10 protein-coding genes are annotated in these 24,433 nt (G+C 71.8%); 3 read left to right on the top strand and 7 right to left on the bottom strand.

The window, feature by feature from the left end:
- Positions 1-61: 61 nt before the first annotated feature.
- The 3 genes from Amac_RS26275 to Amac_RS26265 are packed head-to-tail and all read left to right on the top strand — an operon-like array spanning position 62 to position 9,767.
- Positions 62-4,801 carry a type I polyketide synthase gene (locus Amac_RS26275; protein WP_155357077.1) on the top strand — a complete coding sequence of 1,580 codons (4,740 nt, stop codon included), beginning with the start codon at positions 62-64 and terminating at the stop codon, positions 4,799-4,801.
- A complete protein-coding gene (locus Amac_RS26270) occupies positions 4,798-8,610 on the top strand; it encodes an SDR family NAD(P)-dependent oxidoreductase (RefSeq protein ID WP_155357076.1) in 3,813 nt (1,270 codons plus the stop codon). The genes Amac_RS26275 and Amac_RS26270 overlap by 4 nt, the downstream gene beginning before the upstream one ends.
- A complete protein-coding gene (locus tag Amac_RS26265; RefSeq protein WP_155357075.1) occupies positions 8,607-9,767 on the top strand; it encodes an acyl-CoA dehydrogenase family protein in 1,161 nt (386 codons plus the stop codon). Before Amac_RS26270 ends, Amac_RS26265 begins: the two co-directional genes overlap by 4 nt.
- Here the strand turns inward: Amac_RS26265 and Amac_RS26260 are convergent.
- Genes Amac_RS26260 through Amac_RS26230 form a run of 7 tightly spaced genes read right to left on the bottom strand, consistent with a single transcriptional unit; the run spans position 9,754 to position 24,351 of the window.
- Positions 9,754-10,341 carry a 4'-phosphopantetheinyl transferase family protein gene (locus Amac_RS26260; RefSeq protein WP_170322649.1) on the bottom strand — a complete coding sequence of 196 codons (588 nt, stop codon included), beginning with the start codon at positions 10,339-10,341 and terminating at the stop codon, positions 9,754-9,756. The genes Amac_RS26265 and Amac_RS26260 overlap by 14 nt on opposite strands.
- A gap of 11 nt (positions 10,342-10,352) precedes the next feature.
- A complete protein-coding gene (locus Amac_RS26255; RefSeq protein ID WP_155357073.1) occupies positions 10,353-11,132 on the bottom strand; it encodes a thioesterase II family protein in 780 nt (259 codons plus the stop codon).
- Positions 11,122-12,201 (bottom strand): HAD-IIIC family phosphatase, encoded by a 1,080-nt coding sequence (locus Amac_RS26250; protein ID WP_155357072.1) that lies wholly within the window; start codon positions 12,199-12,201, stop codon positions 11,122-11,124. Before Amac_RS26250 ends, Amac_RS26255 begins: the two co-directional genes overlap by 11 nt.
- Positions 12,201-13,349 (bottom strand): acyl-CoA dehydrogenase family protein, encoded by a 1,149-nt coding sequence (locus Amac_RS26245; RefSeq protein WP_155357071.1) that lies wholly within the window; start codon positions 13,347-13,349, stop codon positions 12,201-12,203. Before Amac_RS26245 ends, Amac_RS26250 begins: the two co-directional genes overlap by 1 nt.
- Before the next feature lies 1 nt (position 13,350).
- Entirely contained in the window at positions 13,351-13,599 is a 249-nt protein-coding gene (locus Amac_RS26240; protein ID WP_155357070.1) for an acyl carrier protein, read from the bottom strand.
- 10 nt (positions 13,600-13,609) lie between these two features.
- Positions 13,610-14,455, bottom strand: a complete 846-nt coding sequence (locus Amac_RS26235) for a 3-hydroxyacyl-CoA dehydrogenase family protein (RefSeq protein WP_155357069.1) — start codon at positions 14,453-14,455, stop codon at positions 13,610-13,612.
- A 53-nt stretch (positions 14,456-14,508) separates the two neighbouring features.
- On the bottom strand, positions 14,509-24,351 hold the full coding sequence (locus Amac_RS26230; RefSeq protein WP_155357068.1) for a type I polyketide synthase: 9,843 nt from the start codon (positions 24,349-24,351) through the stop codon (positions 14,509-14,511).
- Positions 24,352-24,433 lie beyond the last annotated feature (82 nt).

Raw genomic sequence — 24,433 nt, 5'->3', positions numbered from 1 at the left:
CCGACCAGGCAATTCAGCGTCGCGGCTGTCCAGATCACGACTTTCTAATTAATAAAGGGGCATGTTGATGAATCAGCAACATCCACCTGGTGACTCGCGAAACGCGGCGGACGAGTCCGATATTGCGATCATCGGCATGGCCGGTCGATTTCCGGGAGCCAATGACGTCGACACGTTCTGGCGCAACATCAGCACCGGCGTCGAATCCTTCACGGTTTTCTCCGACGCGGAGCTGATCGAGGCGGGCGTCCCCGCGACGACGTTCTCGAAGCCGAACTATGTCCGGAGCCGGCCGATTCTCGAGGAGATCCGCGGCTTCGACGCGGCGTTCTTCGGCTACAACCCGCGCGAGGCCACGCTGGCCGACCCGCAGCAGCGGCTCTTCCTCGAATGCGTGTGGGAGGTCCTGGAATCGGCCGGGTACGGTTCGACCGACAACCGCGGCTCGGTCGGCGTGTTCGCCGGCATGAACATCAGCGGCTACCTGCTGACCCGGCTGCAGGCGTTCGCGATGGGCATCGATCCGTCCGCGCTGATGATCGGCAACGACAAGGACTCGCTGGCCACGAACGTGTCGTTCCGGCTGGACCTGTCCGGCCCGAGCGTGACCGTGCAGACGTTCTGCTCGACCTCGCTGGTGGCGGTGCACCTGGCCAGCGAGGCGCTGCGCCGGGACGAGTGCGACATGGCGCTCGCGGGCGGCGTCTCCATCCGGATCCCGGACCGGACCGGTTACCTCTGGGAGGAGGGCGGCCAGGAGTCGCCCGACGGCCATGTGCGGACCTTCGACGCCGAGGGCCGGGGCAGCATGTTCGGCGACGGCGCGGCCGTGGTCGCGCTGAAGCGCCTGGGCAAGGCGATCGCCGACCGGGACACCGTGCTCGCGGTGATCCGCGCGTCGGCGATCAACAACGACGGCGCGATGAAGTTCAGCTACCTGGCCCCCAGCATCGACGGCCAGCGCCGCTGCGTGTCCAAGGCGATCGAGAAGGCGGGCGTGGACCCGTCGCGGATCTCGTACGTGGAGGCGCACGGCACCGCCACCGAGGTCGGCGACCCGATGGAGGTCGCCGCGCTGACCAGGGCGTTCGGCCAGACCGAGAAGAAGCAGTACTGCGTGCTGGGGTCGATCAAGCCGAACGTCGGCCACCTGGACCGCGCCTCGGGCGTGACCGGTCTGATCAAGGTCGTCCAGTCGCTGCGGCACGAGCTGATTCCGGGGACCTTGCACTACAACGCGCCGAACCCCGAGATCGACTTCGACACCAGCCCGTTCTACGTGACGGCGCAGCCCACCCCCTGGCCGCGCAGCGCCGACCAGCCGCGCATCGCCGGGATCAGCTCGCTCGGCATGGGCGGCACCAACGCGCACGCCATCATCTTCGAGGCCCCCGTCCCGGCCCCGCGCCAGGAGCGCCCGCGCCGCTGGCAGATCCTCCCGGTGTCGGCCCGGTCGGCCGCCGCCGCCGAGCGGGCGCTGGCCCGCCTGGGCGAGGGCATCACCGCCGAGCCCGGCCTGGATCTGGGCGATGTCGCCTACACCCTCCAGGTGGGCCGCAAGGTCTTCAACCACCGCAAGGTCGTCATCGCCGACAGCAACGCCAAGGCCGCCGCGCTGCTCGCGGACCCGGCCGGGCCGCTGGGCCGTACCGACACGACGGTCGGCCGCAAGGCCGGGTTCCTGATCGCCGGGGTCGGCGAGCAGTACCCGGGCATGGTCGCCGCCCTGTACGAGGCCGAGCCCGGCTTCCGGGTGGATGTGGACGAATGCGTCAGCGTGCTGGGGCTCACCGAAGCCTCCCAGCTGTCCGACATCTTCGTCGCGGCCGCAGCAGGGAAGGCCACCGACCTGGCCGCGCTGCTCGGCCGGACCGGGGACGCGTCCCCGCAGTCCACCCCGAACGCGCATCTGATCCAGCCCGCCGTGTTCGTCGCCGAGTACGCGCTGGCCCGGCTGCTGATGAGCTGGGGCATCAAGCCGGAGATCATGGTCGGCTACAGCCTCGGCGAGTACGTCGCGGCCTGCCTGTCCGGGGTGCTGTCGCTGGCCGACGCGCTGCGGCTGGTCGCCTACCGGGCCAAGCTGATCACCTCCCAGCCGGAGGGCGCGATGCTGGCCGTGGCCGCCGACGAGAAGCGGCTGAAGTCGGTGCTGGGCGACCTCGATCTCGACATCGCGGTCCGCACCGGCTCGCAGCTCGTGCTGGCCGGGCCGGAGGAGGCCGTCACGGCCGCCGCCGCGCTGCTCAGGTCGGCCGAGATCGGCTGCCGCCGGCTCCAGACCACGCACGCGTTCCACTCCCGGATGCTCGCCCCGATCGCGACCGAACTGACCTCCTGGATCAGCGCCAACGTGACGCTGAACCCGCCGGCCGTCCCCTACGTCAGCAACGTCACGGGCACGATCGCCACCGCCGACCTCGTCACCGACCCGGGCTACTGGGCCCGCCACATGTGCGAGACGGTGGAATTCGGCGCCGGGCTCGCGCACGTGCTGCGCGGCGGCGACCTGGCCCTGGCCGAGATCGGCCCCGGGCAGTCGCTCGGCGCGCTGACCCGCGGCCACGCCGACTGCGACCGGAACCAGTGGCCGCTGATCGTCACCACCCTGCCCGGCCAGGGCGACCAGGTCGAGACGCTCGCCGCGACCGCGACCGCGGTCGGCAAGCTCTGGCTGGCCGGCGTGCCGGTCGACTGGGAGGCGCTGCACGCCAGCCCGGACGGCGACTGGACGCCCGGCCGGGTGCCGCTGCCGACCTACCCGTTCGAGCGCCAGGACTACTGGCTGGAGATCGACCAGTCCGCGCTGGGCACCGGCGTGCCGATGCTGGACGAGAGCGACCCCACCAGCATCGCGACCGCGCTGCCGCGCCTGCCGGACGAGCGGTGGATCAACGTCCCGGTGTGGCGGCAGACCGCACCGCAGCTGGTGCGCGAGGAAGAGCTCACCAAGTGGCTGGTCTACACCGACACCGGCCTGGCCGACACGCTGACCGCGTCCGTACGCGGCGGTCTGGACGCCCTCGGCCACGAGGTCGTGCTGGTACGGCCCGGCGACGCGTACCAGGACGGCCCTGACGGCATCGTCATCCGGCCGGGTTCCCAGGAGGACATCGTCGCCGCGCTGCGCACGCTCGGCAGCCGGGGCTTCCAGCCGGAGCGGGTCGTGCACCTGTGGACCGCCGACCCGGCCCCGGCCGGGGGCGACGCCACCCAGGAGTGCCTCAAGCGCGGCCTGCACACGCTGGTCTCGTTCGCCCGGGCGGCGGTCGACCTCGGCCTGCCGGCCTGGGCGCTGGACATCGTCACCGTCGGCAGCCAGAAGGTGCTGACCGGCGACGCGATCCTCCCCGAGCGCAACACGCTGCTCGGCCCGACCCGGCTCATCCCGGTCGAGTACCCGAGGGTCAAGACCCGCCTGATCGACATCGACGCCACCACCGGCCCGGCCTCCCTGCGTGGGCTGCTGGCCGAACTGCGGGCCGACCCCGTCGACCAGGTCGTCGCACTGCGCGAAGGCCGCAGATGGACGCCCGGCTACGAGGTGCTGGACGCGGCCAACATCGACAGGACCGACCCAGCCGTGCACGTGCGGCGCGGCGGGACGTACCTGGTGACCGGCGGCCTGGGCGGCATCGGCCTGGGCATGGCCGAGCTGCTGGCCGAGAAATACCAGGCCAACCTGGTCCTGATGGGCCGCACCCCGGTCCCGCCGAAGGACCAGTGGAGCCAGATCCTGGCCGCTCCCACCACCGCCGACGAGGTACGGCGGCGCGTCGAAGGACTGCGCCGGCTGGAGGGCGGCGGCACCGAGGTCATCACGGTGGCCGGCGACGTGTCCCAGGTCGCGGACGTGCGGCGGGCGGTGGACGCGGCGATCGAGAAGTTCGGCGAGCTCAACGGCGTGCTGCACTGCGCCGGCGTGCCGGCCGTCGGCCTGATGCAGTTCAAGACGGTGGCCGACATCGACCGCACGCTGGCGCCGAAGGTGGCCGGTTCGCTGGCCCTGGCCGAGGTGCTGAAGGACGTGCCGGTCGACTTCGTCGCCCTGTACTCCTCCACCACGTCCGCCACCGGCGGCGGCGCGGGCCAGGTCGACTACTGCGCGGCCAACGCGTTCCTGGACTCGTTCGCGCTCAGCGACCCGCTGCCCGGCACGCTGGTCACCTCGGTCGACTGGTGCGAGTGGACCTGGAACGGCTGGACCGAGGGCCTGGAGAACTACGACGAGGGCTCCAAGCAGTACTTCACCTGGTACCGGGGCCTGTTCGGGCTCAGCTACGAGGACGGCTTCGAGACCCTGATGCGGGTGCTGGCCAGCGGCGAGCGGCATGTCGTCGCCTCCACGCAGGACTTCGCGCCGCTGGTCGCGATGAGCCGCAAGTCCTCGATCGAGAGCCACCAGGCGACGGTCAAGAAGCTCAGGGACGCGTTCGGCCGGCACCCCCGGCCGGACCTGTCGACCGCGTTCGTCGAGCCGCAGTCCGAGACCGAGGAGAAGATCGCCGAGGTGTGGACCGAGGCGCTCGGCCTGGAGTCGGTCGGCGTGCACGACAACTTCTTCGAGCTGGGCGGCAACTCGCTGCTGGGCATGGAGATCATCACGGAAGTCCGAAAGGCGCTGGGGCTGTCCTACCTGCCGCCGCACATCCTCTACCAGTCGCCCACGATCTCATCGCTCGCCGAAGCGGCCACCGCGGGCGAGGCCAAGGAAGAGCAGACGGCCGACGTGCGCGAGCAGCAGCGCTCGTCGCGCATCGAACAGCGGCGCAACATGCTCCGGAGCGGAAGGACGTCATGAGCGAAACTGACTACGACTCGGCGGTGGCGCTGATCGGCATGTCCGGTCGTTTCCCCGGCGCGGACAGCGTCGCGGAACTGTGGCGCAACGTACTGTCCGGGATCAAGGGACTGCGCGAGATCACCGATGCGGAGCTGCGCGAGACCGGCGTCGAGCCGGGGCAGCTCGCCGACCCGCGCTACGTGCGGATCGGCGGCCCGCTGGCCGACCTGGACAAGTTCGACGCGACGGTCTTCGGGATCAACCCCCGCGAGGCCGAGATGATGGACCCGCAGCACCGGCTGTTCCTGGAGTGCTCGTGGGAGGCGCTGGAGAGCGCCGGCTACTGCCCCACCGACGTGCCGGGGCAGGTCGCGGTGTTCGGCGGGTGCGGGTTCCCCGACTACATCGTGCAGAACATCTTCCATCTGTCCCGCCAGCCCGGCGGGGCGCTGCTGATGGCGATCGGCAACGAGCGTGACTCGCTGGCCTCGCTGGTGTCGTACAAGCTGGGCCTGCGCGGCCCGGCCGTGTCGGTGCAGACGTTCTGCTCCACCTCGCTGGTGTCGGTGCACCTGGCCTGCCAGAGCCTGCTCACCTACGAGTGCGACCTGGCGCTGGCCGGCGGCGCGTTCACGCCGCTCCCCCAGCCGGCCGGCTACCTGTACGAGCAGGGCGGCATCATGTCGCCGGACGGGAAGGTCCGCAGCTTCGACGCCGAGGCGAGCGGCACCGTGATGGGCAGCGGCGTCGGCACGGTCGCGCTCAAGCGCATGTCGGACGCGCTCGCCGACGGCGACGTGATCCACGCCGTCATCCTCGGCTCGGCCGCCAACAACGACGGCCGGATGCGGGCCGGATACACCGCGCCGGGCGTGGACGGCCAAGCCGAGGTGATCGAATCGGCGCTCGGCGTGGCCGGGGTCAAACCCGACACCATCGGGTACGTCGAGTGCCACGCCACCGGCACCATGCTGGGCGACTCGATCGAGCTGGCCGCGATGAACCGGGTGTTCACCCAGCCGCGCGAGATCCCGGCCGTGCTCGGCTCGCTGAAGCCGAGCCTGGGCCACCTGGACCGGGCGTCCGGGGTGACCGGGCTGATGCGGGCCGCGCTGAGCCTCAAGCACGAGCTGCTGCAGGGCGTGCCGGACTACGTCCAGCCGAACCCGGCGCTGGCCACGGCGCGGGACCGGTTCACCGTGCTGACCGAGCACCAGCCCTGGCCCGAGGGGCCGCACCCGCGCCGGGCCGGGGTCAGCTCGTTCGGCCTCGGCGGCACCAACGCGCACGTGGTGCTGGAGCAGGCGCCGCCGCGCGCGCCCCGCCCTGACCGGCCGGGCCCGCACCTGCTGACGTTCTCGGCGGCCGACGAGACCGCGCTGAACCAGCTCGGCGAGCGGCTCGCCGGCTATCTGGCCGGCGACTCCGCCGAGGACCTCGCGGACGTGGCGTTCACCCTGCAGGTGTCGCGCGGCGGCTTCGCGCTGCGGCGCGCGGTCGTGGTCGCCGACCGCGACGACGCGGTCCTGGCGCTGGCCGACTCCGCCCGCTGGATCAACGCCAAGACCCAGCGGCGCAACCCGAAGGTCCGCCTGGTCACGCCGCAGGGCGTGCCGGATGCCTGGTGGCCGGAGCTGCTCGCGGCCATCGACGCCGTGCTCGGCATCGAGGACGGCACCGACCGCGGCGACGCGCTCGGCGCGCTGGCGGACGGGCTGCGCCGCCTCGGCGTGCACGTGACGCGCGAGGACGTGCCCGCCGGGGCCGAGGAGATCACCGTCGCCCCCGCCGACGGCGAGCCCGCGGCCGAGTGGCTGCTGGCCACGCTGGCCCGGCTGTGGCAGGCCGGCAGCGCGATCGACTGGACCGCGCTGCACCGCGGCGCGGGCCGCAGGGTCGAGCTGCCCACATACCCGTGGCAGAAGCGCCACTACTGGGTCAAGGCCAACCCGAACATCCAGGCCGCCCCGGTCAGCAACGACAAGACGTTCGACCGGTCGAAGTGGACGTACCTGCCGACCTGGAAGCAGCGCCCGTTCGCGGTCGCCGACCTGGACGAGCGGCTGCGGGCGGCCGGGCCCTGGCTGGTCTTCGCCGACGACGCCCGGGGCGAGGCCCTGATCGACCGCCTGAACGCGGCGGGCGCCGAGGTCACCGCGGTACGCCGCGGCGCGACCTTCGACCAAGACGACGCCGGAAATTTCACGATCCGGCCGGACAAACCCGATGACATGGCCGAGCTGCTGTACTCGCTGCTGGTCGCGCCGCGCGCGATCATCCACGGCTTCAGCCTGGCCGGGGTCGAGCCGGAGCCGGGTCAGGACCCGGCTGAGCACTTCGACGCCGAGCAGCGCCGCGGCTTCTACTCCGTGCTGGCGCTGGCCAGGGAGCTGGTCGACAACAGCGGTTCCGCGCCGCGCGCCGAGCTCGCCCTGCTCACCTCGCGGGCGGTCGGCGTGCTCGGCTCGGACCTGCGCCACCCCGAGCAGTCCACCCTGGCGGCGCTGGCCCCGAGCCTGGCCCAGGAGAACCCCCGGGTCCGGGCCCGCACGATCGACGCCGACACCGTCGATGCCGGCGACGAGGCCGCGCTCGGGCAGCTCACCACCCAGATCCTGGCCGCGATCCTCACCCCGCACGAGGGCCCGGTCGCGGTCCGCGCCGGCGAGACCTGGCTGCGGACCTACGAGCCGTTCCCCATCGACGAGCTGACCGACGAGACCCGCCCGATCAAGGACGGCGAGACCGTGCTGATCACCGGCGGCCTCGGCGACGTCGGCCTGGTGCTGTCCCGGCACCTGGCCGGCAAGTACGGCTGCAACCTGGTCCTGACCGCCCGGTCACCGCTGCCGCCCCGCGAGGAGTGGGACGCGTATCTGGCCGAGACTCCCCCCGGCGGCGAGCGCACGGCCCGGCACATCCGCAACATCCTGGACCTGGAGAGCCGGGGCGCGAGCGTGCTGTGCCTGTCCGCCGACGTGGCGGACGAGCCGCAGATGGCGGCCGTCGTCGCGGCCGCGGTCGAGCGGTTCGGCGGCATCGACGTCGTGGTGCACGGCGCGGGCGTGCAGGACGGGGCGTACTTCAACTTCGCCCACCTGATGGACCGCGACCAGTGCGACGCCCACCTGGCGGCCAAGGTCAAGGGCTTCCATGTGCTGCAGAAGGTGCTCGGCGGGCATGCCCAGGACCGGCGGGTCACGCTGTCGTCCATCGCGGCGGTGCTGGGCGGCATGACGCTCGCGCCGTACGCGGCGGCCAACGCGGCGCTGGACGCCTACATCCGGCAGGCTCGGGTATCCGACCGGGGCCGCTGGGTGACCGTCGACTGGGACACCTGGAGCATCGACGCCGGCCGCCTGGAAGGCCACAGCGAGGCCGTCGTCGGCTTCGCGATGGCCCCCGCGGAGGGCGTCGACATCTTCGAGCGGGCCCTGTCGGCCACCGACCGGGTCGGCCACCTGGTCATCTCGACCGGACCGCTGGACGGCCGACTGGCGCAGTGGGTCACCGGCGACATCCACAGCGCCGACGACGACTTCGACGAGCAGGAGCGCCACCCCCGGCCGGACCTCAACAACCCGTACGTGGAGCCGAAGGAGGGCACCGAGGCGGCGCTGGCCGAGATCTGGTCGCGGGTGCTGGGCATCGAGCCGATCGGCGCCACCGACAACTTCTTCGAGCTGGGCGGCCACTCGCTGCTCGCGATCGAGCTGACCACCAGGATCCGCAAGGCGCTGAACGCGTCGGTCCCGGTGACCGGCCTGCTGGAGTGCCCGACGGTGCGCCTGCTGGCCGAGCTGCTCGACGACCGGGAGGCGGAATGAAGCAACCGGAGTACCTGCGGGCGGTCCAGGCGTTCGCCCGCAGGGAGCTGACCGGCAAGGACGCCTACCTCGACTCGCTGGCCGAGGCCCCGCTCCCGCTGTACGAGCGGTTCGCCGACACCGGCCTGGCGAACTGGTGGGTGCCGAAGGAGCACGGCGGCCCCGGCCTCGGCCTGGAGGAGAGCGTCCGGATCGTCGCGGACCTCGCCTACGCCGACGCCGGCGCCGCGTTCACCCTGTTCATCCCGGTCCTGACGACCAGCATGCTCTCCTGGTACGGGTCCCCCGAGCTGCGGGACCACTACCTGGGCAAGCTGGTCGCCGGGAACGGCTGCTGCGCGACGCTCGGCAGCGAGCACGCGGCCGGCAGCGAGCTGGCCAGGATCACCACGACCGCCCGCGGCGACGGGGACCACATCGTGCTGAACGGGGAGAAGGCCTTCTCCACGAACGCCGACTTCGCCGACTTCCTGGTGGTGATCGCCCGCGCCGAGGACGATCCGGCCGGCTACCTGGCCGTGCTGGTCCCCCGGGACACGCCGGGCATCCGGATCGACAAGCGCTGGGATGTGCTGGGGCTGCGGTCCTCGGCCACCTACCAGGTGACGCTGGCCGACTGCCGGGTGCCGGCGGCCAACGTGCTGCGCGGCAACGGGCTGCGGCTGCTGGAGGTGGGGCTGAACGCCAGCCGCATCCTGATCGCCACGACCGCGCTCGGCATCGCCCGCAGGATCCGCGACGTGTGCATGGAGTACGGCAAGTCCAAGCAGGTCAAGGGGACCGCGCTGGCCAACAACGCGGTGTTCGCGGCCAAGCTGGGCCAGTTCGAGATGCAGATCGACGTGATGGCCAACCAGTGCCTGGCCGCGGCCCGCCAGTACGACGAGATCGCGGCCCGGCCGGACGCGGGCGAGGAGTTCCTCCGGGTGGGCACGCTGAAGTCGGCGCTGACCACGAAGATGTTCTGCGGCCAGACCGGCTGGCAGATCGCCTCGGCCGCGTCGGAGATGTTCGGTGGCGTCGGGTACACCCACGACGCGGTGATCGGGAAGCTGCTGCGCGACGTGCGGTACGTGTCGATCGTGGAGGGCGGCGACGACGTGCTGCGGGACCTGGTGTTCAGCCGGTACGTAGTGCCCGTGTCTAAGCGGTCGTAACGACGGCGCCTGCGTAACCGGGCGCCACATCCAGCCAGCGAAGGGAACGCGACGAACCCACCGTCGCGTTCCCTTCCGGCGTTACCAGCGTGTCCCGCAGGCCGGCCAGGCCGACCCCGACCGCCTTGACATACGCCTCCTTGGCACACCAGAACCGGAAATATCCCTCTACGGGGGACGCGGCCCGGGTCAGGTGGTCGACCTCGGCGGGCTGGTACAGGTGCCGGGCCATGGCCAGGTGATCCAGGTCGTGCCGGACGCGCTCGACGTCGACGCCCACCCGCAGGCCCGGCGGAGCCACCGCGATCAGCGCCCACTCCTCCGAGCGCGACAGGTTGAAGTCGATCGGGTGGCCGACCAGATACGGCCGGCCGTTGTGCTCCGTACCGAAGACGAGCCTGGCCGGCGGCACGCCGGTGAGCCGGCCGAGGACCGCGCGCAGGGCGTTGTGCGCGACCGTGAAGCGGCGGCGCTCGACCGGGCCGGCCAGCGCCGCCGCGCGGTCCCGTTCCGGGCCGGAAAGCGGCGAGGTCCACCTCGCGCCGTCCGGCTGATCGAGGTGGACCCGCCACACGCAGGGGTCCTTCACATCCATTTGAGCAGGGCTTTGGAGATGAGCTTGTGGGTCAGCGCGGCCTGCTCGAACACCGCGAAGTGGCCGCCGACGAACGGCTGGAGCTCGTACTCCCCGGAGGTCTGCTCCCCCCACGGCGTCACGGTGTCGGCCTTGATCCGGGAGTCGTCGGTGCTGGGCATGGCCGTGATGGGCAGGTCCAGCGGCTTCTCGTCGCGGTACTCGTAGGTCTCCTTGATGGTGAAGTCGGCGACCACGGCCGGGAGGATCATGTCCAGCACGCCGGGGTCGGCCAGCAGCCACTCCGGCGTGCCGCCCAGCTGGCGGAGCATCGACACGACCTCGGGCCGGGTCATCTGCCCGACCGGCTTGCCGTCCTCGTAGGCGAGCTGCGGGGCGACCGAGCCGGACACGAACAGGTGCACCGGCGGCGGGCCGCCGCGGCGGCGGATCTCGCGGGCCAGCTCGAACACGACGAGCGCGCCGAGGCTGTGGCCGTACAGGGCGTATCTGCGGTTGACCGAGCCGAGCGAGACGTCGGCCAGGATGACCTCGGCGAGGTCGGCGACCAGCGGGCCCATCCGGTCGTAGGCGGGTTCCCTGAGCCTGCTGTCCCGGCCCGGGAGCTGGATCGGCTGGACGGCCACCCCGGGCAGGACGCGCTGCCAGCTCCGGTAGGTGGAGGCGGCGCCGCCGGCGTGCGGCAGGCAGTACAGCGCGAGCGCGCCGGGTCCGGCGCCGGTCTGGCTCGCGAACGGCATCCACCGGCCGATCACGTCGTCACTCTTCATCGATGATCTCCAGCTGGACGTACGGCGGGGGCGGCTGGACGGTGGACAGGTCGGCCTCGAGCACCACGTGCGCGCCGTTCCTCGCGACCTCGCGGAACCCGGCGAAGGCGTAGGTGACCTGCATCATCCGGTTCCGGCCCGTCTCCACGAAGTCGGCCTGCACGGACGCGCCGGCCGCCTGGGCCAGCCGCATGATGTGGTTGAGCAGCACCATGCCGACGCCGCGGGACATCACCCGGCAGGACATCAGCATCATGTTGAGCCGCCACACCCGCTCGCCCTTCTCCACCAGGGCGAGGCCGATCTTGCCGTAGCTGCCGAACCGGTCGGTCAGGGAGGCGACCAGCAGCAGGTGGCCGGGGGACTCGCGGAGCTCGTCCAGCTCCTCGTAGGAGTAGGTGCGGCCGGTCGAGTTGAGCTGGTTGGTGCGGACCGTCAGCTCCTCGGCCCGCTGCAGGTCGTCCCGTACGGCGGAGGCGATGGTGAACCGCATCTCCAGACCGGCCAGGAACTCCTCGTTGGTGCCGACGAAGTCGGCCTCCAGCTCGTCCCGCGCGGCCTGGCCCTGGTACATGATGCGGCGCTGGGCGGACTCGTCGGTGACGAACCGGGGGATGAACTCCGGCCGGGCCAGGGCCTCCTCCAGGTCCAGGATGTCGACCAGGGTGACGGCGGGCAGGCCGTGGCCGACCTCGCCGCGCTCGAACTCCTGGTCGTCGACGAACGCGAACGCGTCCAAGCCGAGGTTGAGCGCCTTCGCGATGTGCGCGATCGAGTCGGATTTGGGGTTCCAGCTGATCTGCGGGTGCAGGAACATGTCCTCGATGCCGAACTCGCGCAGCTTCTCCAGCGCGGCGTCGCGGTCGTTCTTGCTGGCGATCGAGTGCAGCACGCCCATCTGGTCGAGCCGGTGGATGTGCGCCACCACCGCGGGCCGCAGGGTGACGTCGCCGTCCTCCAGCAGCACGCCGTCCCAGAGCGTGTTGTCCAGGTCCCAGACCACGCACTTGATCCGGCCCCGGATCGGCTTCGCCGGGACGACAAGGGGCGTTTCGTCGACCACGGTCATCAGATGATCTCCCGTTCTGCCTGGCCAGCGATGGTGATGCGCTGGATCTCGTTGCTGCCTTCGATGATCTCCATGACCTTGGCGTCCCGATACAGCCGTGCCACCGGGTAGTCGGGGCTGCATCCGTTCGCGCCGTGGATCTGGACCGCCTCGGACGCGTGCCTGGCGGCGGCGGTGGAGGCGAAGTACTTCGCCACCCAGGTCGCCATGATCGTGGACGCCTCGCCGGCGTCCTTGAGCCGACCGGCTTCCGCGACGAGCAGGCGGGCCGCCCGCGCGTCGGTGACCATGTCGGAGAGCTTCGCCTGGATCAGCGGCAGGTCCTTGAGCAGCGACCCGCCGACGGTGCGGCGGGAGGCGTACGCGGCGCACGCCTCCAGGGCCGCCTGGATGATGCCGACCGAGCCGGTCGCCACGCTGTAGCGGCCGAGGTCCAGGGTGCCGGTCAGCACCATGCCGGCGGTGAAGCCGCTCGGGCCGAGCAGCGCGTCCGGGCCGAGCGCGACGTCGCGGAAGGAGACCTCCGCGATCAGCGACGCCCGGGTGCCGAGCATGTCCTCGATCGGGGTGACCTCGACGCCGGGGGTGTTCCTGGGGACCAGGAACGCGCCGATGCTGGTGGCCGTGCGGGCGAACACCAGGAACAGGTCGGCCCGCTGGCCGTTCGTGATCCACTTCTTGACGCCGTTGAGCGTCCAGCCGCCGTTCCGCGCCACGACGTTGGTGGCGATCCCGGACGCGTCGCTGCCGGCGCCGGGCTCGGACAGGCAGAACGCGGCGAGCACGTCCCCCCGGCTGAGCGCCGGCGCCCACCGCTCGCGCTGGGCCGGGCTGCCCCACCGCTGCACCGCCCACGACACCATCGTGTGCACGGTGAGCAGGCTGCGGACCGAGGAGCAGCCCCGGCCCACCTCCTCGTGGACCTCGCCGAGGGTGACCAGGTCCATCCCGGCGCCGCCGGCCTCCCGGGGGAGGAAGGGGGCCCAGAGCCCGGCGGCGGTCATCCGCTCCAGCAGCTCCTCTGGCACGCGGCCCTGCCGGTCGTACGCGTCGGCGTACGGGGCGATGTGAGTGTCGACGAACGCGCGGGCGGACGTCCGGTCGGTGACCTGGAGCGTGTCCGGCGCGATCTCAGCCAGGGTCGTCATGTCAGACCCGCGCGGGGGTGAGCCGGCCCACCAACTCCGCCATGGTGTTGGCGGTCCTGAAGTTGTCGATCTTCAGCTCGTCGTTGGGGATGGTGATGTCGAACGTCTTCTCGATGAACATCACCAGCTCCATCGCGAACAGCGAGTTCACGAAGCCCAGGGCGAAGATGTCCTGGGACTCGTCGATGTCCGCCTGCGGGTAGCGGGCGCGGACGAAGTCGAGGATCTGGTCCTTGGTGTTGTCAGACATGGCTGGCTCCTTAGTTGGCGTAGGTGTAGAAACCCCGGCCCGACTTGCGGCCGTGCAGGCCCGCGTCGGTCATCTGCTTGAGCAGCGGGCAGGGGCGGTACTTGCTGTCGGCGTAGTGCTCGTAGAGCACCTCTACGCTGTAGAGGATCGTGTCGACGCCGATCAGGTCGGCCGTCTCCAGCGGGCCCATCGGGTGGCCGAAGCAGCTCCGGAACACCTCGTCGACCGATTCGGCGGTGGCGACGCCCTCGTGCACGAGGAACGCGGCCTCGTTCACGGTGAGCATCAGGACCCGGTTGGACACGAAACCGCAGGCGTCCTTGACGTCGATCGCCTTCTTGCCCATGGCGGCCAGCAGGTCGCGGGTGCGCTCGACGGTCTCGGCGGTGGTGTGGACGCCGGGGATCAGCTCGCACGCCGGCTTGGCCGGGACCGGGTTCATGAAGTGCACCCCGACCACCTTGTCCGGGCGGCCGGTGACGGCGGCGACCTTGGTGATCGGGATCGCGGAGGTGTTGACGATGAAGATGGTGTCGGGCCCGCAGACCGCGTCCATCGTCTCGTACACCGACCGCTTGACGTCCCAGTTCTCCGTCACGTTCTCGATGACGACGTCGGCCTTGGCGACCGCCTCGGCGCCCACCGCGGTGGTGATCCGGGACAGCACGCCGTCGGGGTCCAGGACCGGGCCGCCCATCAGGCCGCTCATCCTGGCGTTGCGCCAGATGGTGCCGCGGGCCGCCGCGAGGATCTCCTCGCTCGTGTCCACCAGCACCACGTCGTGGCCGGTCTGCGCCAGGTTCTGGGCGACGCCGACGCCCATCACGCCGGCGCCCACTACACCGATAACTGTCATGGCTTCTCCGTTTCTCTGGTTGTTCTCCGGTCGTAATGCTCCGGTCGTAATGCTCACCGGCGCCGACGGGCGGCCGACAATTCGAGGCCCGACCGGCGGAGCTGGGCGCGGACGTGGCTGCCCCCGTCCCCGTCGGCCGTCCCGGACGCCGGTGCGGCGCCCGAGGTGAGGGCGTCGATGGTCGTGCCGAGCGCGGCCACGGTCGGCGCCTCGTACAAGATGTGCGGGGGGAGCTCGGCGAGTTCGAACTCGCGGCGCAGGGCGGCGACGATGCTGACGCCGAGCAGCGAGTTCCCGCCGAGCTCGAAGAAGTTGTCTCCCGCGCCGACCCGGTCGAGCCGGAGCGCGTCGCACCAGATGGCCGCGATGGCCTCCTCCCTGGGCCCGGACGGCTCCTGGTACGGCGTGACCAGCTCAGGCCTGGGGTGCCGGTCGCCGCTGCCGCCGGTCACGGCGGGCGAGGTCACCGCTTCCAGGTTGAAGCGCGCGCTGCCGGTGACGACGGTCTCGAACTCCTGGGTGGAGACGACGACCCGGGGTTCGCCGCTGGCCAGGGCGCGCAGCAGCGAGCGGTAGCCCGCCTCGAAGTCGATGCCGACCCTGACCCGGTTCTCCTTGAAGAAGTTCTGCAGGCCTTCGTCGTAGCCGGCCAGGCCGGCCTCCCAGGCGTTCCAGGTCCACTCGCCCCAGTCGATCGAGACGACGTTGCGGCCGGTGGCGGCCAGCCGCTGCGCGTAGCCGTCCAGGTAGGCGTTGGCGGCGCAGTAGTCGACCTGGCCGGGGCCGCCGCCGGTGGCGGAGGTGATCGAGGAGAACAGCGCGAGGAAGTCAAGCCCGATCTCGTCGGGCTCGCCGATCCTGAGGGCTTCGGCGAGTGCCAGCGTTCCGGCGATCTTGGGGGCGAGTACGGCGTCGAGCTCCTGTGGCCGCTTGAACTGCATCAGGCCCATGGCCGGGAGGCCGGCCGCGTGCAGGACGCCGTGCAGCGCCCCGAACCGCTCGATCGCCGCGTCCACGGCCCGCTTCACCGCGGCAGGGTCGGCCACGTCGCCGACCACGATCTCGACCTCGCCGCCGAGGTCGCGGATGGCCTGGACGCTCCGGCGGCGGGCGTCCTCGCCCTCGCCCGCCAGGCCGGTACGGCCCAGCAGGACGAGTCTGGCCTTGGTGTCGCGGGCGAGACGTTCGGCCAGGCCGAGCGCGATGCCGCCGAGGCCGCCGGTGATCAGGTAGACGCCGCCCTCGCGCAGCGGGGTGGTCTCGGGGGTGGCCATGGTCTCGTAGCCGGGCAGGTAGCGGCGGCCCCGGCGGAGCGCGACGATGCGGTCCGTCTGCGGGCGGCCCAGTTCGGCGACCAGGCCGGCGGGGGTGTCGAGGTCGATGAAGCGGGTGGTGACCCTCGGGTACTCCAGCGGGATCACCAGCGATGGGCCGATCAGCGTGGAGCCGTCGGGGTTGGCGACCTCGCCGGGGAAGACCTCCTGGGTGCCGGAGACCGCGACGTCCAGCGACCAGCCGTCGATGCCGGATTCGCCCGCCGCTCTGGCGAGGGCTACCAGGGTGTGCAGGCCGTACTCGACGGTGCGCTCGCCCGGCTCCAGGGTCCACAGGTGCAGGACCCGGTCGAGCGGGCGGCCGGCGGCGCGCAGGTCGCGCAGGAGGGCGAGGGTGTCGGCCACGCTGCCGGGGCGGATCGTGTGGCCGTCCGCGGTGGCGGCGTAGCCCTCGCCGGGGCGGACCAGGGTGACGGTCGCGCCGGTCGCGGCGAGCTCGGCGGCCACGTCGTCGGCCGCGCCCTCACGGGCGTAGACGAGCCATGAGCCTGGCTGGTCGGCGCTGGGTGCGGGGGCGGCGGTCTGCCGCCAGACCGGCAGGTAGAGCCACCGCTCCTCGGGCAGCTTGGGCAGGCTGTTGATCGCGTCGAACAGGTTGCCGGTGTCTCTTTGTTTCGGTACGGGCGCAGTCGGCGACGCGTCGATCCAGTAGCGGTGCCGCTGGAACGGATAGGTCGGCAGCGGAATCCGGCCCGGCAGGTTGGCGGTCTCGGCCTCCGGCAGCCGCCCGTGGTAGGCGTTCCAGTCCAGCTCCGCGCCGACCAGCCAGAGCCGGGCCAGGCACCCGGCCAGCACCTCGTCGTCGGGACGCCGGTCGCTCCCGCCGGGCAGCACGTTCAGGATCAGCGGCCACCGCTGCGGCGGGCAGCCGGCCCCGCGCACCAGCGCGCCGAGCGACTGGCCGGGCCCGATCTCCACGACGGCCAGTTCGGGGTCGGCCAGCAGCGTCTCGACGCCGGCTCCGAACCGCACCGTCCGGCACATGTGCTCGGCCCAGTAGCCCGGGTCGCAGACCAGGTCGGCGTCGGCGATTTCGCCGGTCAGATTGGAGATGTACGGCAGCTCCGGCGGGTTCAGCCGGATGTTGGCCTTCACCCAGTCGGTCAGCTCGCCGCTGATCGGCTGGAGCATCCGGGAGTGGAACGCGTGCGTGGTCTCCAGCGCCCGGCACGGGATCTCGGCCCGACGCAGCTCGGCGACGAGCCGCTCCATCTCGTCCTGCGGCCCGGCGACGACCGCGACCTGCGGGCCGTTGACGGCGGCGAGGTCGAGACCGCGCCGTTCCAGCCGGAACTTGCGGCGTACGTCCTCGGCGGGCATCGAGACGGCGACCATGGACCCGGCCGGCATCGCGGAGATCAGCTTGGCCCGGTGGGCGACCAGGGCGATCGCGTCCGGGAGCGAGAGAACTCCGGCCAGGCAGGCCGCGACGTACTCGCCGAGACTGTAGCCGAGCATCAGCCGGGGCTGGATCCCCCAGGCCATCAGGGTGCGGGCCAGGGCGTACTCGATGGCGAACAGGGCAGGCTGGGCGACTTCGGTGCGCTTCAGCGCGTCGGCCCGGTCGTCCTTGGCGGTGGCCCGGCCGAGCAGGGCGGCCAGGTCGGCGCCCCCGCCGCGCGCGCCGGCCACCAGGTCGAGCAGGTCGACGTCGCCGAGCGGCTCGCGGAGCAGGTCCAGGCATTCGTCCAGGGCGGCGCGGAACGCGGGTTCGCGCTGGTAGATCTCGGTGACCAGGCCCGGGTACTGCTCGCCGACGCCCGCGAACAGGAACGCCGCCTGGCGGCCCTGCACGGTGTCGACTCGGGACAGAACGCCGTCCTGTCCGGCTTCTCCGGTGAAGGCCAGCGCGGCTTCGGCGGTGGTGGTGGTAACGAGAACCTTGCGATGCTCGAACGTCTTGCGGCCCACCTGGAGGGTGTACGCGGCATCCGCCAGCCGGGTGCCGGGGGCGTTCTTGAGGTGCTCGCCGAGCCGCTGGGCGGCCTGGTCGGCGGCGGTGGCGTGGCGGGCCGAGACCGGCAGGATCTGGTAGCGGCGCCCCTGCTCGTCCTCGACGGCGGCGGGCCGCGCCGGAGCCTCCTCGATGACCATGTGCACGTTGGTGCCGCCCATCCCGAGCGAGTTGAGCCCGGCGATCCTCGGGCGGCCGTCGCGGGTCCGCCAGGGGGAAAGTTCGGTGTTCACGTAGAAGGGGCTGTTGTCGAAGTCGATTTCGGGGTTGGGGGCCGTGTAGTGCAGGCTCGCCGGGATCACCTGGTTCGTCAGCGCGTACGAGGTTTTGATCAGGCCGCTGGCGCCGGCCGCGCGGTCCAGGTGGCCGACGTTGGTCTTGACCGAGCCGATCGGGCAGTACCGGGTGTCGCTGGTCGGGCCGAACGCGCGGGTCAGCGCGGCCACCTCGATCGGGTCGCCGAGTTCGGTGGCGGTGCCGTGCGCCTCGATGTAGCTGATGTCCTCGCCGGTGACCCTGGCGTCCGCCATCGCGTCGGCGATCACCCGGGCCTGGCCGACCACGCTGGGGGCGGTGTAGCCGACCTTGAGCGCGCCGTCGTTGTTCATCGCGGAGCCGCGGATCACGGCCCAGATGTGGTCGCCGTCCCTGATCGCGTCGGACAGGCGCTTGAGCAGGACCACCGCGGCGCCGTCGCCGAACATGCTGCCCTTGGCCTGGGCGTCGAAGGTGCGGACGTGGCCGTCGGGTGACTCCATGCCGCCGGGGCCGAAGATGTGGCCGACCTTGTCGGGGACCCGGATCGAGACTCCCCCGGCCAGGGCCATCTCGCATTCGCCGGCGCGCAGGCTCTGGACCGCTAGGTGGGCGGCGACCAGGGAGGTGGAGCAGAAGGTCTGGACGGCGACGCTCGGGCCGTACAGGTCGAAGAGGTAGGAGACGGTGGTGGTGAGGGCGTCCTTGTCGTTGCCCATGATGATCTCGTAGTGGCTGACGTCCTCGTCCTCGCTGAGCAGGCGCTCGCCCATCTGGAGGAGGTAGGTGCTGATGTTGGTGCCGCCGTACACGCCGACCCGGCCGCGGTGCTCGGGGGCGGCGTAGCCGGCCTGCTCCAGGGCCTCCCAGCAGACTTCGAGGAAGGCGCGCTGCTGCGGGTCGGTGAGGGCGGCCATCCGGGGGCTGATGCCGAAGAACTGGGCGTCGAAGCCGGCGATGTCGTCCAGGATCGGGCGGGCGGGGACGTACGCGGGGTCGTGGATGAGGGCCTCGTCGACGCCGGCGGCCTTGAGCTCCTCCGGGGTGAAGAAGCTGATCGACTCGACGCCGTCGCGGAGGTTGCGCCAGAACGCGTCCACGTCGGCCGCGCCGGGGAACCGTCCGGCCATGCCGACGATCGCGATCCGCCGGTCGTCGTCGAGCTGGGTCGCGGTGGCCCGGGGGGCGGCGGGAGTTCTAGGAGCGATGACCTTGGTTTGGGGGGCCTTGGTGTGGGAGGCGTTGGTTTGCGGGGCCGCGCCGCGTTCGTCCAGGATCGCGGCCAGCCGGTGCACGGTCGGGGCCTCGAAGAGCAGCACCGTCGGCACGGCGACCCCGAACCGCTTCTTGATCAGCGCCAGCATCTGGAGCGCGACCAGCGAGTTCCCGCCGAGATCGAAGAAGTTGTCACGGGTGCCGACGGGCTCGACTCCCAGCACCTCCGACCAGAGTTCGGCCAGCGAGCGCTCGGTGCCGGTCAGCGGCGGGCTGTACGGCTGCGGCAGCTCGGGCCGGGGGAAGCGCTCACCGCCGCGCGCCGGCTCGGCCGTGGCGGCGATCTTCGGCAGCCGGTCGTCCAGTCCTCCGGCGGCCACCACGACGGCAGGCAGCCCGAGCGCGATCAGGTCGTCGAGCGCAGCCAGGGACTCGGCACCGGTCATCGAGTGGGCGACCATCGCGGCGCCAAACCCGCCATCGAGGCGCTCCAGCGTGACCGACCAGGTGTCCCAGCTCGCGGCCACCCACCCACTCCGCCGGGCGAGGGCGGTGAGCGCGGCATTGGCGGCCGCGTAACTGCCGAACGCGATGCCGCCAAGGATCGACGAGGTGGACGAGAACAGCACGCAGAAGTCGAGCTCGTGCCCGGCCAGCACCTCAGCTAGGACGCGGGCACCGGTGACCTTGGCACCGAAGTGCCGGGCGACGGCAGCGTCGGTGACATCGCGGAGCGGAAGGAACGTATCGGGCCCGGTCTCGGCAGCGGCATGCACTACCCCGTCGATCCGGCCCACTTCGACGAGCATCGCGCGCATCGCGCCGACGTCAGTGACGTCCACGCGCGGGGTGAGCACCTCCGCGCCGAGCGCCCGCAACCGCTCAACGTGCTCGACACCGCCGCCGCGCGGACCACTCCGGCTGGTCAGGATCAGCCGTCTCGCACCGGCCCGGATCAGGTGCTCGCCGACAAGCAGGCCGACGTCGCCAAGCCCGCCGGTGATCAGGTAGGTACCACCGGAGCGCACCCCGATCCTTCCCGCGGCGACCTTTCCCGCGGCCGTCTTGTCCGCAGCTGCCTCGGCCGGAACAAACTCCCGCACGTGGCGACGGCCGTTCCGATAGGCGACGAGGATGTCAGCCGATGTCCGCCGCAGCTCGGCGGCGAGAACGCCCGCGTGACCGGCAGCACTCGCTCGCGGATCGAGATCCACGCCGCGACAGTCGAGAGTCAGGTACTCCTGGTTGCCGACGATCGGCAGCGTCGCCGCCGCCGCCTGGGCCGGGTCAGCGTGCTCCCCCGGTGACACGGCCTGGCCGCCCAAAGTGACGACGACGACGCGGGTACTGTCGCCACCTTCATCACCAAAGGCGTCCAGCAGCCGCGCCAGCGGAACAACGGCCCGCCCATCCGCGCCGCCGTTGAGGCTGCCGTCCGCACTGCCGTTCAGACTGCCGTCTGCGCTGCCGTTCAGGCTGCCGTTCAAGCCGCTGTTGAGGCTGCCGTTGATGCTGCCGTCCGCGCTGCCGTTCAAGCCGCTGTTGATGCTGCCGTCCGCGCTGCCGTTCAAGCCGTCGTTGATGCTGCCGTCCGCGCTGCCGTTCAAGCCGTCGTTGATGCTGCCGTCCGCGCTGCCGTTCAAGCCGTCGTTGATGCTGCCGTCCGCGCTGCCATTCAGGCCGCCGTCCGAGCCGCCGTCCGCCCTGCCGTTCAGGCCGGAGTTCAAGCCGCCGTTGAGGCCGTCGTTCGCGGTGCCGTTCAGGCCGTCGTTCGGATCGAGGGGGCGGTCGAGGAGGCGGAGGTCGGCGACGACGGAGGGTCCGTCGGCGGCCAGCCGCTGGGCGAGCGCGATGTGGTCGGCGGGCGAGGCGGGATCGATGGTGAAGCCGCCGGGGATCTCGGCGAACGACGTTCCCGCTTGTACGGTGACCACCTCGCCGCCGTCGGCGCGGAGCGACTGGGCCAGCGCCTCGGCGACTCCGGTGTTGTCGGCGAACAGGACGTACCGGCCGATGGCGTCGACCTCGGCGGGCAGCGCTTCGGCGGTCCAGCGGGACTCCAGCAGCTGGACGTGGTCGGGGTCGGGGTCGGCCGCCAGGCGCGGAGCTTCGGCGGGTCGCCCAGCCGGGGGGTCGATCCAGTAGCGCTCGCGCTGGAACGGGTAGGTGGGCAGCCCGACCTTGGTGACCGGCCGGTCCTGCTGGTAGCCGGGCCAGTCGATCGCCGCGCCGGTCAGCCAGAGCCGTCCGACGGCCTCGGCGAGCACGGTCGCGGCGGGGCGCGGGTCGGCGGCGGCCGGGAGCGTGGGGATGATCAGCGGCCAGCGCTCGCGCGGGCAGTCGCGGTGCGCCCGGGCCATCGCGCCGAGCGACTGCCCGGGGCCAAGCTCCAGCAGGGCCAGGTCACCCTGCGCCAGCAGCGTGCCGAGCACGGCGTCGAACCTGACCGGCGCGCACATGTGGTCGGCCCAGTAACCGGGGTCGGTGGCCTGCTCGGCGGTGATCAGGCCGCCGGTGACGTTCGACACGTAAGGAATGCGCGGCGCGGAGAGCCCGATGTGAGCGCGAATCCAGGCCGTCAACTCGGCGCGGACCGGCTCCATCATCCGGGAGTGGAACGCGTGCCCGGTGGCCAGTGGACGGCATGGCACCCCGTCGGCCGCCAGCAGTTCCCGCACCGCGTCCATGGCGGCGGGCTCGCCCGCGAGCACGGTCAGGTCGGGACCGTTCTCGGCGGCCACGTCGATCCCGGTGATGCCGCCACGCGCGATCCGGTCGGCCAGGTCGGCCGAGCCGAGCGGGACGGCGCTCATCGCGCCCGCGGGGAGCGTGTCGATCAGCGTGGCCCGGTGCGCGACCAGCGCGAGCGCGTCCGGCAGCGAGAGCACGCCCGCCAGGCAGGCGGCGACGTATTCGCCAAGGCTGTACCCGGCCAGCACGGCCGGTTCGACGCCCCAGCCGATGAGGGTCCTGGCCAGCGCGTACTCGACGGAGAAGAGCGCGGGGTGCAGCAGCGCGGTCGGCATCGCGCCGGAGGTGGCGGAGTCGCGGCCGAGCAGGGCGGCCAGACCGCCCCCGGCGGTGTCGCGGGTGCGGAGCATCTCCTCCAGCGGGTCGATCCCGCCCATCCGGGTGCGCAGAATCGCGCGGCACTCGTCCAGGACGGCCCTGAACGCGGGTTCGGTGGTGTAGAGGTCATCGGCCAGTCCCGGGTACTGCTCGCCAGTACCCGCGATCAGGAACCCGACCGGTCGGTCGCCACGACTCTCCGCCCGCCCCAGCACGCCAGCGTCCCGCATTCCGGCGACGGCCTCGGCAACCGAGGATGCGACCACGAACCGGCGGTGCTCGAAAACGCGACGGCCAGCCTGCAAGGTGTGGGCAACGTCGCCAAGCCGGAGTTCGGAGGTGTCCGCGAGTTGGTCCGCGAGGCCATCGGCAGTGTCCGTGACGTGGTCCGTGACGTGGTCCGTGACCTGACCCGAGACCCGACCCGAGACCCGACCCGAGACCCGACCCGAGACCCGACCCGAGACCTGGTCCGAGACCTGGTCCGAGACCTGACCCGAGACCCGACCCGAGACGTCACCCGAGACCCGACCCGAGACCTGGTCCGAGATCTCACCCGCGACGTGACGCGAGATCTGACCCGAGACATGGTCCGCGAGATGGTCGGCAGTGTGCGTGACGGCGTTCGTGAGGTGGTCGGCGAGGTGGTCGGCGAGGTGGTCGGCGAGGGCGGTGGTCAGCTCGTCGGCGGCTTTTGCGGAGCGGGCCGACCAGATCAGCAGTTGTGGGCGGGGTGCGGCCTCCGGGCGGGAGACCGGTGGGGCCTCCTCCAGCACGACGTGGGCGTTGGTGCCGCCGATGCCGAATGCGCTGACCCCGGCCCGACGGGTCCGCCCGGCCTCGCGTGGCCAGTCGCGTAGGCCCGTGACCACTTCGAGTCGGGCGCCGCCTGCGCTGAGCTGGGCGTTCGGCGTGGACAGGTTGCGAGTCGGCGGGATCTGGTCGTGCCGGAGCGCGAGCGCGGCCTTGATCAGGTTGGTCACGCCGGCGGCCCGGTCGAGGTGGCCGACGTTGGGCTTGACTGAGCCGATCAGCAGGTTCTCGTCCCGGAACACCTGTTGTAGCGCGGCCAGTTCGGCGGCGTCGCCGAGCGCGGTGCCGGTGCCGTGCGCCTCCACGTAGTCGATGTCGGCCGGCACGAGACCGGCGGCGGCGAGCGCCTCGGCCATCACGGCCGCCTGGCCCTGCACGCCGGGCGCGGTGAAGCCGACCTTGCGGCCGGCGTCGTTGTTGACCGCCCAGCCCCGGATGACCGCGTAGATCTGGTCGCCGTCGGCGAGCGCGTCCTCCAGGCGGCGCAGCGCGACCACGCCGACGCCGCTGCCGAGTGGAGCGCCGAGACCGCCCGCGTCGAAGGCGCGGCATTCGCCGTCCGGCGGGGCGATGCCGCCCTGCTGGTAGAGGTAGCCGACCCGGTGCGGCACGCCGATCGCGACGCCGCCGGCCAGCGCGAGATCGCTCTCGAAGCCGGCCAGGCTGCTGGCGGCGGCGCAGATCGCGACCAGGGATGTGGAGCAGTAACTCTGCACGGAGTAGCTGGGGCCGGACAGGCCGAGGGTGTGCGAGACCCGGGTGGTGAGCGAGTCCTTGTCATTGGCCAGGCCGACCGCGAGCTCGCCCATGACGGCGCTGATCTCGCTGGGCACCAGGTTGTTCCGCAGGTAGGAGCTCCACGCCGAGCCGCCGAAGACGCCGATCGCGCCGTCGAATCGAGTGGGGTCGCAGCCCGCGTCCTCCAGCGCCTCCCAGCTGTGCTCTAGGAACAGCCGGTGCTGCGGATCCAGGATCTGCGCCTCCTTCGGGCTGAACCCGAAGAACCCCGCGTCGAACTGCTCCACGCCGTCGATCACCGCGCCGGCCTTCACGTACCCGGGGTCGGCGAGCAGGTCCTCGGTCACCCCGGCGGCGCGGAGCTCGTCGTCGGTGAACCGGGTCAGCCCGGACCGGCCGGCCCGGATGTTGGCCCACAGTTCGGCCACGCCGGACGCGCCAGGAAACCGTCCGGACATCCCGACGATCGCGATGTCGGTGCCGGAACCCTCGTCATCGACCACGTCATCACTCCTCATGTCGGGCACCCTCACATCGGGCGTTCTCACCTCAAGCGCCATCACATCGGGCGTCCTCACGTCGGGCACCCTCACATCGGGC

Source organism: Acrocarpospora macrocephala, assembly GCF_009687865.1.
In the GTDB taxonomy this organism is placed as follows: Bacteria; Actinomycetota; Actinomycetes; order Streptosporangiales; family Streptosporangiaceae; genus Acrocarpospora; species Acrocarpospora macrocephala.
Note: the sequence above shows the minus strand (reverse complement) of the source record. Positions and strands in the feature narration are given on the sequence as shown.

Excerpts from the sequence above, each read along its gene's own strand:
- Amac_RS26250 (WP_155357072.1), bottom strand. The coding sequence starts at position 12,201 with ATGACCGTGGTCGACGAAACGCCCCTTGTCGTCCCGGCGAAGCCGATC.
- Amac_RS26245 (WP_155357071.1), bottom strand. The coding sequence starts at position 13,349 with ATGACGACCCTGGCTGAGATCGCGCCGGACACGCTCCAGGTCACCGAC.
- Amac_RS26255 (WP_155357073.1), bottom strand. The coding sequence starts at position 11,132 with ATGAAGAGTGACGACGTGATCGGCCGGTGGATGCCGTTCGCGAGCCAG.
- Amac_RS26235 (WP_155357069.1), bottom strand. The coding sequence starts at position 14,455 with ATGACAGTTATCGGTGTAGTGGGCGCCGGCGTGATGGGCGTCGGCGTC.
- Amac_RS26240 (WP_155357070.1), bottom strand. The coding sequence starts at position 13,599 with ATGTCTGACAACACCAAGGACCAGATCCTCGACTTCGTCCGCGCCCGC.
- Amac_RS26230 (WP_155357068.1), bottom strand. The coding sequence starts at position 24,351 with ATGAGGAGTGATGACGTGGTCGATGACGAGGGTTCCGGCACCGACATC.
- Amac_RS26265 (WP_155357075.1), top strand. The coding sequence starts at position 8,607 with ATGAAGCAACCGGAGTACCTGCGGGCGGTCCAGGCGTTCGCCCGCAGG.
- Amac_RS26275 (WP_155357077.1), top strand. The coding sequence starts at position 62 with ATGTTGATGAATCAGCAACATCCACCTGGTGACTCGCGAAACGCGGCG.
- Amac_RS26270 (WP_155357076.1), top strand. The coding sequence starts at position 4,798 with ATGAGCGAAACTGACTACGACTCGGCGGTGGCGCTGATCGGCATGTCC.